8 protein-coding genes are annotated in these 12952 nt (G+C 38.2%); 3 read left to right on the top strand and 5 right to left on the bottom strand.

The window, feature by feature from the left end; translation table 11 throughout:
• The first annotated feature begins 160 nt into the window (after window positions 1–160).
• On the top strand, window positions 161–2746 hold the full coding sequence (locus tag ACFSKV_RS18865) for a zinc-dependent metalloprotease (RefSeq protein WP_380806396.1): 2586 nt from the start codon (window positions 161–163) through the stop codon (window positions 2744–2746).
• Window positions 2747–3161: 415 nt separating this feature from the next.
• Here ACFSKV_RS18865 and ACFSKV_RS18860 read toward each other — a convergent pair whose 3' ends face one another.
• Both ACFSKV_RS18860 and ACFSKV_RS18855 read right to left on the bottom strand, forming a co-directional pair.
• On the bottom strand, window positions 3162–3806 hold the full coding sequence (locus ACFSKV_RS18860; protein WP_380806394.1) for an AbiU2 domain-containing protein: 645 nt from the start codon (window positions 3804–3806) through the stop codon (window positions 3162–3164).
• Window positions 3803–6961, bottom strand: coding sequence for an Eco57I restriction-modification methylase domain-containing protein (locus ACFSKV_RS18855; RefSeq protein WP_380806391.1), 3159 nt, complete (start codon window positions 6959–6961; stop codon window positions 3803–3805). Before ACFSKV_RS18855 ends, ACFSKV_RS18860 begins: the two co-directional genes overlap by 4 nt.
• Before the next feature lie 375 nt (window positions 6962–7336).
• On the opposite strand from ACFSKV_RS18855, the gene ACFSKV_RS18850 reads away from it, so the two are divergent.
• Window positions 7337–7648, top strand: a complete 312-nt coding sequence (locus ACFSKV_RS18850; protein WP_380806389.1) for an HPF/RaiA family ribosome-associated protein — start codon at window positions 7337–7339, stop codon at window positions 7646–7648.
• Between the two features lie 458 nt (window positions 7649–8106).
• Here ACFSKV_RS18850 and ACFSKV_RS18845 read toward each other — a convergent pair whose 3' ends face one another.
• From ACFSKV_RS18845 to rnr, 3 genes are read right to left on the bottom strand one after another with little or no spacing between them, the layout of a single operon-like run.
• Entirely contained in the window at window positions 8107–8736 is a 630-nt protein-coding gene (locus ACFSKV_RS18845) for a rhomboid family intramembrane serine protease (protein ID WP_380806387.1), read from the bottom strand.
• 9 nt (window positions 8737–8745) lie between these two features.
• A complete protein-coding gene (locus ACFSKV_RS18840) occupies window positions 8746–9735 on the bottom strand; it encodes a polyprenyl synthetase family protein (protein WP_380806384.1) in 990 nt (329 codons plus the stop codon).
• Window positions 9707–11902 (bottom strand): ribonuclease R, encoded by a 2196-nt coding sequence (gene rnr, locus ACFSKV_RS18835; protein ID WP_380806382.1) that lies wholly within the window; start codon window positions 11900–11902, stop codon window positions 9707–9709. Before rnr ends, ACFSKV_RS18840 begins: the two co-directional genes overlap by 29 nt.
• A gap of 284 nt (window positions 11903–12186) precedes the next feature.
• On the opposite strand from rnr, the gene ACFSKV_RS18830 reads away from it, so the two are divergent.
• Window positions 12187–12948: a hypothetical protein gene (locus ACFSKV_RS18830; RefSeq protein WP_380806379.1), complete on the top strand. Its 762-nt coding sequence runs from the start codon at window positions 12187–12189 to the stop codon at window positions 12946–12948.
• The last annotated feature ends 4 nt before the right edge of the window (window positions 12949–12952 follow it).

Here is a 12952-nt window from a genome sequence, read left to right as displayed (position 1 = left end):
AAACTATGGCAGGGATTTTTTGTTAAATATTCAAAAAAATAAGATCGAAGTATAGTGAAAAAGGATATTAATAGATTTTAACAATTAATTTTACCAAAATTATAATTTTCAATTAGTAAATAGGATCAGAAAAGTCAACCAATTAATTATTGAACAGAGCATGACAAAGTCAATAAAATATTTGCTACTCACGGCAGTAATAATTCTGGGAGTGGTTTCAATGCCAAACCAAGAGGTATTTGCCCAGAAAAAAAAGAAGAAAACCGAAACCACTGCTGCAGCTGCACCAGCCCCTGAAAAAAAACCGGAAAAGAAGAAATTGGAAGATGTGGTCAAAGGTCATGAGAAATTTGAAGGACTCTTTACTTTTTACCAGGATACGACGAGTGGAGAATTGAAAATGCTGATCAGCAAAGAACAATTGGGAAATGAATACCTGTACTTTTCGCAAATAGGAGACGGGGTGACTGAAGCGGGTAACTTTCGCGGCTCCTATGGGGAAAATAAAATTTTCAAAATTGAAAGGTATTTCAACCGCGTAGAATTCGTGAGTCAAAATACCTCCTACTACTTTGATCCTGAAAACCCACTTAGCCGTTCGGCTGATGCCAATATCAGTCCCGGAATCATGGCAAGCGCCAAAATTGAATTTGATGATCCAGAAAAGGGTCTCATTCTCATCAAAGCGGACAATTTATTTCTAAAGGAGACATTTTCGCAGATCAAAAGACCTTCATATCCAGGAGAATCTCCAACCGCATTTAAATTAGGTAACTTGGACAGTGAAAAAACGAAAGTTCTGGCTGTCAGAAATTATGAAAAAAATACAGACCTAGCTGTTGAATATGTATACACCAATCCTTCTGTTTTAAACGGAGGTTCAGAAGCGGTGACAGACGGGAGAAATGTATCCATTAAAGTTTTTCACAGTTTGATCGAACTACCTGATAATGGCTATGAACCCCGATTTGATGACCCCAGAGTTGGATATTTCACAACCAAGGTAACAGATATGACTGCCACCAGTCCTACTCCATACAGGGATTTGATACATAGATGGGATTTGAGAAAAAAGGATCCAAATGCTGCTGTTTCTGAACCTGTGGAACCTATCGTTTGGTGGATCGAGAATTCTACGCCTCATGAATGGAGAGAAACGATTAAAAATGCGGTTTTGGAATGGAACAAGGCATTTGAAAAGGCTGGTTTTAAAAATGCTGTTCAAGTGAAGATCCAGCCTGATGATGCAGATTGGGATGCAGGTGATATCAGATACAATGTTTTGAGATGGACGAGTTCGCCTAACCCACCTTTTGGAGGTTATGGACCTAGTTTTGTCAACCCTAGAACTGGACAGATTTTAGGTGCAGATATCATGTTAGAGTTTGTTTACCATACCAATAGAGTTGTATATGACAAGGTTTTTGGAGAGGAAAGTGCTATGGATACTGAATCTGGAAATTGGCATAATGGTCATTTCTGCACTGTTGGGACCAATTTACAGCATAATATGATGTTCGGTCAGGCTTTTCTAAGGGCACATGGCGCCTCTGAACTTGAGATGGAAGGGATGAAGCAAGAAGCCATGGCAGAATTGCTCATGCATGAAGTGGGACATACTTTGGGCCTGAACCATAACATGAAAGCTTCACAACTGTTTTCTCCTGATCAGTTGGCAGATAAAAACTTTATAAATGGTAAAGCCCTAACAGGATCAGTTATGGATTATATCGCTATTAATCTTGCTCCTGATAAGGCAAATCAAGGCCATTATTTTAGCACCACAGTTGGTCCTTATGATATCTGGGCAATACAGGCAGGATACACTCCTGTAAATAATCAAAAGGAATTGGATGCTATTTTGGCGCTTTCAACCAAACCTGAGCATACTTTTGGGAATGATGCCGATGATATGAGATCGCCTGGAAAAGCAATTGACCCTAGAGTAATGATCGGAGATTTATCCAATGATCAGATTGCTTATTCCATCCATATGATGGAGACCTCTAAAAAACTGATGGGAGGTATCAAAGAGAAATTTTCCAAAGAGGGGCAATCTTATGAAGAGTTAACCCAGGCCTTTAGTGTATTGATGGGGCAACATGCAACAGCAGGAGGTGTCATTTCAAGATTTATTGGCGGTGTCTATGTCGATAGGGCCATGGTTGGCCAGGAAGGCGGAACCCAACCTTTTACCCCAGTGAGTCTCAAGGACCAAAAAAGAGCATTGGATGCCCTGAACAAATATATGTTTGCCCCAAATGCCTATGAAATCCCTGATGATTTGGTCAATTACCTGTCCAGACAAAGAAGAGGATTTGACTTTTTCTCCGGTCCTGAGGATCCCAAAATCCATCAAAGGGTTCTCAACTCTCAAAAGAATGTTTTGGCACATTTGACCCATCCGAACACCTTACAAAGAATGGTGGATTCTGAGCTTTATGGTAATCAATACAATGTCGCTACATTTATGAATGACCTGACCAAGGCTATTTTCGATGCTGATATTAACGGTAATGTCAATTCCTTTAGACAGAACCTTCAGATAGAGTATGTAAATATGCTAAAAGGGATGGTTTCCGGTCCTACTAGCAACAGGTATAACCACCTGGCCAAATCAGCTGCCCTGTACAATTTGAATTATATAAAAGGAAAGGCAGGCAATGGAACGGGTAATGTTGCTTCTAGAGGACATAAGGAACATGTCAGGTTGTTGATAGACAATACCCTGAAAGAAGTAAAATAGTTTTGATTATTCTTTCTGAAAAAACCTCAGCCCGACAAGGACTGAGGTTTTTTTTGATTGTTTTTAGTTCTTTTAAAAATTTTTGATTTTTTAAGGGTAGTGCAATTTATGAAACAGGAACAATTTCGACCCCTTCAGGGTCGGGCGAAATTAAACGGATATCTTTTATCCACGGGCGGCGGCCCGTGGCTAATCAAAGTTTGACCCCATTCGGGGTCTTTGATTTAAAATGGAAATCGAATAATGACCACAGAGTGGTCCAACTTTTCAGTAGCCCCCGGTGCAACGGGGGGTAAACAGTTTCGATGAAAGGTGTCAACAACCCCGAAGTGGGTTGAACTTTTCAGAAATGGAATTTCTACCCAAAGCTGTAAGGTATCCAAAAAAACTGGGGCAGGGTGCAAACTCCGCCCAGTTAAAGAGATTTCTTATAATTTTCACTTTTCCACTTCCAAAATTCTACAGGTCTACTATGGGCAAAAGCTCTATACTCTTCAAAAAATGTTAAAAGATTTGCTGTTCTGGTAATAGTTGGAAGATAGTATTCCCCACCATATACAGATAAACAATTGTTTAAAATTGATTTTATTTCATTCAAAATTTCGAATAATTCTTGAATTTCTCTATTAGAAAAGGATTCAAATTCAAAAGGTTTAACTTTTTTATTTTTATCTATGTGGGCAATTTTTGAATCTCTTAATGTTAGGATTTTCTTAAAAATTGGTGATTGTCTTATCAGTTCAATTTTTTTTAAATTATTTAAAAATTTAGAACTGTAATCATTACCCTTAATATTTAAAATTTTTTTATTGATTTTTTGTAAACTAGCAAAGTGATTATTACTCCTTCTTTCATCTTCTATTTCCATAAGTTTGGTAATTTCAAGGATGAAGGTACTATGAAGAGTGAAAAGATAAAATCTAAAAGTATCTGACTTTGAAATAGGTTTAAACTCCTTGCTCTTATGAAACAATATACTAGTAATTTCTAACAGGGTTTTATTTGCAATGAACAAAGATAATTCACAGAACTTAAAATTTTTTGGAATTTCCTCTTTCACCCCTCACCCCCTTCCACTATCCTAATCTCCTCCTGCGTCAATCCATACAACTCATACACCAAGGCATCGATCTCGCGGTCGATGCGGCTGATGTCGGATTGTAAGGCTTGGGCTTTGGCTTTCTGTTCATGAAAATAAGCCATCCATTCCGCTTCTTCTGACAGACTCAACTTCACCTTGGCCTTGGCCAACTCACCCAAAAATCCCTTGAAGTCCAAGTCAGGCCAGTTTTCTAAGCTTGATGAAACTTTTTGAAATTCAAATTTTGAATAAATGAATTGAAAGACTGAATCTTTAAATTCCTCATAATCATTTTTCAATTGTAAAATTTGACTTACAAATTGATCCAATTCAAAATTTTCAAAATCATTTGGAATAGGAATTTGATTTATATATTGACTTTTTAATCTTAAATAACCACCTCTAGCCTTTACACAAATCGATTCTAGAAAAGATTTTATAAGATTTGAGTTTAATATTCCCAATAAACTTTTTGAATTAGATGGTATTCCAAAACAAGTCATATCCATTAGCTGATTTTTAGCTAAAGTAAAGTTGACATCCAAAGAAATATCTGGATAAATGATATATTCTGAATCAAATGGGAAATCTATCTTAATCTGCTGATATTCATAGTACTTTTTTGTACCTGTTAATACTCCTTGATCGATAATGGCTCTTTTCGACAAAACTTCTTTATTTCTTTCAAGGTGACGCCATTCGTTATTATAATCATTAAAATTCTGAAGAAGTTGAAACTTACCGTCCTCAAAAAAATAGGGGAATAATATAATTTGATTGGGAATTAAATTGGAGTACCTTTTAACATCTCTACCAATTATATAAGGTTTTAATAATTTAGAATTCTTTAAATCGCTCGGTAAAAAATCTTTTTTGAAAATATATGCTGCATTTGAACCAGTTTTTATTCCTACTTGGGGTTTAATATTAATTTCAAAAAGTGATAGGTTATCTTTCTTCAATTTATCGAACAATGTAAATAATTCATCATTCAATGAACTGTTTTCATTCCAAGAGCCCAATCTATCAAATAATTCATCTTGTTCAACATTTATAAAATTTGATAAAAATCCTGCAAATTCCTGAAAATTGCTGTTTCCAACCACCATTAATTTAGACTTATAACTTTTGGGTTTAGATTTTTTAAATACAATTATTGACGGATATGCAATTATTCCATCAAAAACATCCAAATCCTTAAAATCTATATATTGTTCTATGCATGTGTTTTGAGTTATGAATTCAATTAGAATCTTTCCATACTTCGTTTTGGTGTATTTACTTGAAACAATAAATGCAATTATTCCTTCTTTAACGAGAATATTATAAGCCCTTTCAAAGAAATAAACATACAAGTCCGCTTTTCCGGAACCGACTTTATATTCTTTTAATAAATATGATTTATCAATATTGCTTAATAACTCATTTCTCACATAAGGCGGATTCCCCACCACCACATCAAACCCTCCTTTTGCAAAGACTTTTGGGAATTGGGCTTGCCAGTTGAATGCCAAGTCTCCTGCTACTTCGGGGTCATCGATCAGGGAGTTGCCTACTTTGATATTGGAACTGAGGGTACTGAGTTTTCTTCCTTTTTGGGCTGTGCGAAGCCATAAGCTAAGGCGGGCGATCTCCACGGATTCCTCGTTGATATCGACGCCGAAGATGTTGTTCTCTAGGATGTGGTTTTCCACGTTGGGGAAGACGATGCTGCTTCCGAAGAGCATGGATTCGAGTTCGTCCAGGTAGCGGTGCTCGGCCATCAGGAACTCCAGGACCTGATTCAGGAAAGCACCTGATCCGCAGGCAGGATCGCAGATAGCGAGTTGCAGCAGCCATTCCCGGTAGGCTTTGAGTTGGGCGACAAGTTTCTGCAGCGTGTCTTTCTTCCTCCCGGCTTTCCCCTTGGCAAATTCCTCATCGATGATGCCGAGTTCGGCTTTTTTCTCTGTGCAGAGTTTGCCGACGGTATTGTCCACGATGTATTTGGTGATGTACTTGGGGGTGTAGAATACCCCGTCTTTCTTCCGCTTAGTTTTGCTTTTGTCCACGGTAGTCCCTTCCAGAGAAGCGCGGACATTCTCTATATCGTTGAGACTGTGTTCGAAGATATGCCCAAGGATATTGGTGTCCACTTCGGATTCGAAGTCGTACTCGGTAAGTTTGGTGACATGCTTTTTAAGTAGGCTATCAGAGATAGTCAAGCTGTCCAGCAGTTCATCAGGCGCAAAGAGTCCGCCGTTGTAGGCATGGATTTCGGCTTTGCCGGGAAGTGCCCGGCCTGTATTCATATAGCCAAAGTACTTTTTGAACCGGTCATACAATGGCCTGTACTCGTCCATTTCGGCGAGTTTGACCCATTGCTTGACGATCTCGGAGATAGAGTTGGGCGGAAGCAGTCCCTTGTCCTCGGCAAAGAAGATAAAGAGAAAGCGGTCGAGCAGCTTTTGGCTTTTCTTATAAAGTAAAAGTTCGTCCTTTCCGGGATTGTTGGCAACCATATCCTGCCAGAGTTCCTGCTTGAATGCCGAGTAATCCGCATAAAGTTTCTTGGTGACCTGCTCTTCGACAAGCAGGGATTCTGTCTTGATCTTTTGGGGGATACCGGCAAGGAGGTTGTCCTTTTGCAGCAGCAGCCATAGCATTCTAAACTCTTCCTGCTGCATGTGCAGTATGGAGAACTCGTAATAATCTACCGCATTGTGGATATAGAAGCGCAGCTTTTCAAAGTTGCTCGTGATGACATAGATACAGTCGGGATGGTTGTTTTTGTAATTGAAAGCCTGATCCCTGATTTTTTCCAGGTCTTTGGTATCTGTCCCTTTCAGTTCTATGACGGCGATGGCTTTGCCGTCTTTAATGATTGCACCATCCGTTTTCTTGCTGTCCTTGATGTTTTTGAGTTCCGTGGTCAGGTTAAAATCCGGATCGGGATTGATCGTATAGCCCAGGATATTGACAAAAAGTTCACGGAGAAATCCCTCCTGAAACTGTTCTTCTTTCGATGCCCGGATATTTGCCCGGCGCATGGGATCGTGGAAAAAAGCCAAATAAGCTCCAAAAGCAGCATTCATGGGTGCCTGTTCCTGTGCAGAGAGGTATTTCTTTAAAACTGAATTCTGAAAAAGAGCCATAAGCTAAATTTGATCAAAAAGGGATTCAAAATGTTTGGTTTTTGAATATAAGGAATAATGTAAAATTTCGGTATAGGTTTAGCATTTTTCAGTTGCATTCCAACCCAATCCTTTTTAAGTGTTCAAGCGGTTTTTTATTTCCTGAACTAGATTTTGGAAATGGTTTTTATTCTCTAAATAAAATTGGTACTCAACTCCGGATCAGGAGTATAAATGGATTTAAAAATAAAAACTGATTTTATTGATTGTTCAATCAAATGATTAATGAAAAAAATCATTTATTGATTAGGTTTAGAATGTTTTAGAAAGGAAATTTAAGCACCAATAATTGAAAATATTTATTTATCAAATTAGCAAAAAATCCAAATTATCATCATGAATTACACCGAAAATTACAGAGGTATAAAAATTGACGTTCAGGCTCCACAGGTTGACCTTCCAGAGGGATTACAGGCCCAGATCAGAAAATCCATTGACAAAATTTCCAGATTTACCGAAAATATCAATGCCGTTGATCTATATTTTAACATTTCAGGCAAAGGGAAAACGGCGGAAAGGATTATTGGTATGAGAGTTGGAGTTCCTGGTCCAGATGTTTATTCAGAGGAGAAGGGAAAAGAAAGATGGAATACCATGTTGAGAAGCGTTACCGACAAAAACATCCGTCAGCTTCAGAAGGATAAGTAAGTTTATCTGGTTTGATGGCCAAATTCGAGTGCTTACTTCAAGTAAGTGATATTGATCGATATTGGATATTTATGGATATTTTGGTGCCTAGCAAGGCGCGCAAGCATCTTTCAATATCCAATATCCATTTACATCAAAAAAAATCTGAGTATTCGTAATCTTTCACGTAGCCAATATTATATCCTAAAGGTGGTGAAAGTTGAAGAGTTAATTATTTAGTCACTTTTTTTCTTGATAAAAAAAGTAACCAAAAAAATCAAGACGGCGGAATCCTATCCGCGCACAAGGCCAAGGCCGGCCCGGTCCGCCGTCATCCTCCCCGCCCCAACCCGAAAACTTGAATAAAAATTTGAGATTCTTTTGAAATAAGCTTACGTGTAAAATTCCGAAGAGTCAGAAATAAAAATATTGGAATTGATTCAAGCAAAAGCGCTTGAATTTTTTTATTAGTAACATATTTAAAATGGCCTGAAGCTTTTTATTTGTTCAATAAAATTCATTCCGCTTTGTGGGGAGATTATTAGGATGAAAACAATGCCGAAAATTGCTCCGTATAAGTGGGCACCGTGGTTGATGCCATCATTACCTTTTTTGGACTGGACGTAGGTATAAATCAAGAATAACAATCCCAATACAAATCCCGGAAGACAAATGATTCCGAAGAGGCAGATATCTGATAAGGGCATGATGACTATGCTTCCAAATACCGCGGCAGCAACCCCACCTGACGCCCCTAAAGCCCGGTATCGATAATCGTCTTTATGCTTAAAATAGGTAGGAATATCAGCAATTACGATTGCCCCAATGTAAAATAGCACATAAGTCGCCATACCAAGTCCTGTCCCTAACCTATACATCAGGAACATTTCGATTACCCTTCCAAAAAAGTAAAAGGTGAACATATTGAAGAGGAGATGGATATTGTCTTTATGGACAAAGCCTGATAGCACAAATCTATCCCATTGATTTTTGGTATGGATCAGGTATGGGGTAAACATCCACCTTTCCAAAAGATCCGGTTTTTTCCAGGCCTGATAGGAGGTCAATACTGTTATACCTATTAAAATAATAGTAGCGCTTAATTCCATCCGAATGGTTTATTTTTCTCTATTGACCAGGTCTTGGGTCAATTTTAACAAAGCCTCATAAGCATCTTGATTGGGGACCTTTAATGCAGCATATTGGGCAAAACCCTTGTCAAAATATTCCTGCATTTTGGCTTCTGTCAGTTCTTTGATTCCTAATTCATCATAGATGGCTGTAACTGCATTGACTTTCTCTTCTTTGTCAAATTCTTTTGCCGAAATCCATTTTTCCAATTCGGTTTTATGATGTCCATTGGCCATCTCTTTGGCTTTGAGCAAAAGGAAGGTTTTTTTATTGGATATGATATCCCCGCCCACCTGTTTGCCGAATTTTGCTTTGTCAGCATATACATCCAATAAATCATCCTTCAACTGGAAACCAATGCCGATATTCACTCCAAAATCATACAGGTGTTGAACTTCATCTTGGGGTGCATCTGCCAATACAGCCCCAAATTGCAGTGCAAAACCTAATAGGACAGCAGTCTTTTGTCTAATCATATCAATATAGGCTTCTTCAGTCACGGTATCCTGCGTTTCAAAATTCATGTCATGCTGTTGCCCTTCACATACCTCTGCTGCAGTTTTGTTAAATAGCCTTAGGCATTCAGGGAGTTTGGCAGAACTAATCTCCAAAAGCATATCATAGGCTTTCACCAACATCACGTCACCGGATAAAATAGCCGTATTTGGATTCCATTTTTCATGCACTGTTGCTTTACCCCTTCTCAAAGGTGCATCATCCATGATGTCATCATGCATCAGAGTAAAGTTGTGGAACACTTCCACCGCCATTGCCGGTGTTAAAATATGTTGGTAATCTTCCTTGTACAAGGAATAGGCCATCAGAGTAAGAAGTGGACGGATTCGTTTTCCACCTAAACTCATCAGGTAGGAAATGGGCTCATATAGTTCTAAAGGTGATTTTCCGTATTCGTATCCCTGAACATGGTTTTCTAAATCCTGTAAAATTTTATTTACGTCTTTTTTGTTTTGGCTCATTGTCGGCAAATTCCAGATCAATTGTTCTTCTGTCAATATCAGTGTTAACTACTCTGACCATGACTTTGTCTCCCAAAGTGATGATTTTTTTATTTCTTGTCCCAATCAGACGCATATTTTTTTCATCAAAGTCATAATAATCATCATTCATTTCAGAGACTTTTACCAAACCTTCACACTTGGTTTCTGTGATTTCAACGTAGACTCCCCACTCGGTCACTCCGGTCACAATACCATCATAATCTTTTTCTTCGGCAAGGGCCATGTATTCCACTTGTTTGTATTTGATGGAAGCTCTTTCTGAATCTGCAGCTCTTTTTTCCCTATCCGAAGAATGCAGACATTTTTCTTCCCAAGATTCCGCATCAGGAGATTTTCCTTCATCAAGATAATGTTGTAAAAGACGGTGCACCATCATATCGGGATATCTTCGTATAGGAGATGTAAAGTGGGTATAATGTTTAAATGCGAGGCCAAAATGACCTTTTGGCTCCGTAGTATATTTAGCTTTTGCCATACTTCGGATTGCCAATTGCTCCAGGACATTTTGTTCAGGTTTACCGACTATTTCATCCATCAACCTATTGAGGACAGTGGAAACTCTTGTTCCTTCTCCTAATTTTAATTCATGACCGAATTTTTTGGCAAAATTGGCGAAGGTTTCCAGTTTTTCTGAATCTGGATTATCATGGATTCTATACACAAATGTATCCTTACCCTTATTGCGGTTGTAGACAAACTCAGCCACAGTCCTATTTGCGAGAAGCATAAATTCTTCGATCAACTTATGAATATCTTTTCTTTCTTTGATCATCAAACCCAGAGGTGTCCCTTTCTCATCTAGCTTGAATTTAACTTCAACCGTTTCAAAATTGACTGCCCCTTTGTCAAACCTTCTTTTTCGGAGTTTTTTGGCCAGCTCATTCAAAAATGTCAGTTCCTGGTAAAAGTCCCCTTCTTGGTTGTCTATATTTTCCTGCGCTTCTTCATACGCAAATCTTCTATTTGAATGGGTTACCGTACGTCCGATCCAATGTTTTAAAACATCTGCATTTTCGTCCATTTCAAAAACACAGGAGAAAGTTAGCTTATCTTCATTCGGCCTGAGGGAACATAAACCGTTGCTCAACCTTTCAGGAAGCATAGGGATAGTTCTGTCCACCAGATATACCGATGTGGCCCTGTCAAAAGCTTCTCTTTCCAAACCGCTTTTAGGTTTGACATAATAAGTTACGTCTGCAATATGTACTCCTATTTCATAATTGCCATTCTCCAGTTTACGATAGGAAATCGCATCATCAAAATCCTTGGCATCGACGGGGTCTATGGTGAAAGTGGGGATATCACGCATATCCTTCCTGTTTTTGATCTCAGAGGAAGGGATTTCATCAGGGATAGCATTGGCTTCCTCTTCTACATCCTTAGGATATTCAAATGGAAGACCAAATTCAGCCATGATGGAGTGAATTTCCACCTCATGTTCTCCTGCTTTTCCCAAAACACGGATCACTTTTCCGGTAGGGTTTTTATCTTCATCCCGCCATTCACTGATCTTTACCACTACTTTTTGGTTGTGCTCTGCGCCGTTCAAATCTCCTTTATGGACAAAAACATCATGGTGCATTTTTCTGAAGTCCGGTACCACAAAGGCGTATCTTGGGGAAATTTCCACCCTACCAACAAATTCATCCCGTAGCCTCTTGGTGATTTCAAGGACTTTTCCTTCAATTCTGCCAGTACTACCTTTACTTGGGTAAACCATGACCCTGACCTTGTCCCCATCCAATGCATGCTTTAAATCTGCTTCTTTGACAAGTATGTCTTCTTCCATTTCATATTTGGCATCTGGCCGGATATAGGCAAATCGTGGATTGACATAATCCACCTCTCCTTCGATGAATTCAGGTTCCTTGATGGAGGCAAAATAATTTCTTGGACTTTTTGAAATCGAACCCGCAGCTGCCAGTTTATGCATGACAGACTCTACAGCTCCTTTTGTCAGGGAATCCCTGATTTCTAATTTTTTAATAATCTGCTTTGCATTGAATTCCTGCCCAAAATTATTGTCCAAAAAGTTGAGGATTTTTCGGGCCAACTGGGCGGCATCCATTACCTTTCCTCCTTTTTTCTTTCCTTCTTGCCCTCTTTTATTAAATTTTCTTCCCATAAAAATGAGTATTTGATTTTTTCAATAATATAATGATTCTATTTTTTCAAAGAATAAAAATTCAAACATTGATTTTTGAATTGTTTAATTACTCAGACAATTTTTGCTTAATAAAATAACTCAATCTTTAAAAAATGGGTTTTTACCCATTTACAACTTACCAAAGTTGAAAAACTTTATTCTAAATTCTATAAGGATCAGCAAAAGAAAATAGTTCCAAAGGACCAAATAGGTAGGTTTGGCAACTTGAAATTAATGCGTACTTTTAGTTAAAGTTTAATCATATGCAACGATTATTATTTTCCTTGATATTTTTCTTTTCATTACATTTTGGATTTGCCCAGACTTTTGAAGGTGTTTTTTCCGGAAATCTGAAAGGGGATACTTATGTTTTGAAAATTAAAGAGCAGGGAGAATTGGTGATGGGGGATTGGCTGGATGCATCATTCAACCAAAAGGGTTTTGTAGGAAAGAAAGAGAATAAAAAAGTAATAGGAGTCATAGGTTCAGAAGAAAGTGAGCATGAAATAACCGCAACTTTGGATAAACAAATGCTCAGTTTGGTATTTGTGGCCGATGGAAGCGAAATTCAAATGAAAAGGCTTTCCAAAAATCTGGATTATGATCTCACTAAAGTTTTTCCGGATGCCAGCGGAGCATTGAGGGAACAAATTATTGGAATCTGGATTTTAAAGGAACAATATAAGGTTGAAAATGGGGAGAAGGTGTTTTCAAAATTAACAGGGAAAGATTATATGACTGCTATCAATCCAGATGGAAAATATGTGCTTGATATCAGGGGATTTAGAGATGCAGAAGAAGAGGCTAATACCCCACAGCAATTCCGTATGAAAGCTTCGGATTTTTACGAAATGTCACAGATGTTTTCATGGAAACTTGTTGGAAATAGCATCCATATCTTCCCAACCCAACCAATTCCAGGAGTGCAAACCAATCTTGTAAGAAGTATTGAATTTGAAAATGAGAAAATGATATTCAAAGATAGTAGTCAGGGCTGGATAGAAGTTTACGAAAGAAAAAAGTAGTTTA

Source organism: Shivajiella indica, assembly GCF_042683085.1.
GTDB lineage: Bacteria > Bacteroidota > Bacteroidia > Cytophagales > Cyclobacteriaceae > Shivajiella > Shivajiella indica.
The sequence above is the reverse complement of the archived record's forward strand: the minus strand, read 5'-3'. Positions and strand labels throughout refer to the sequence as shown.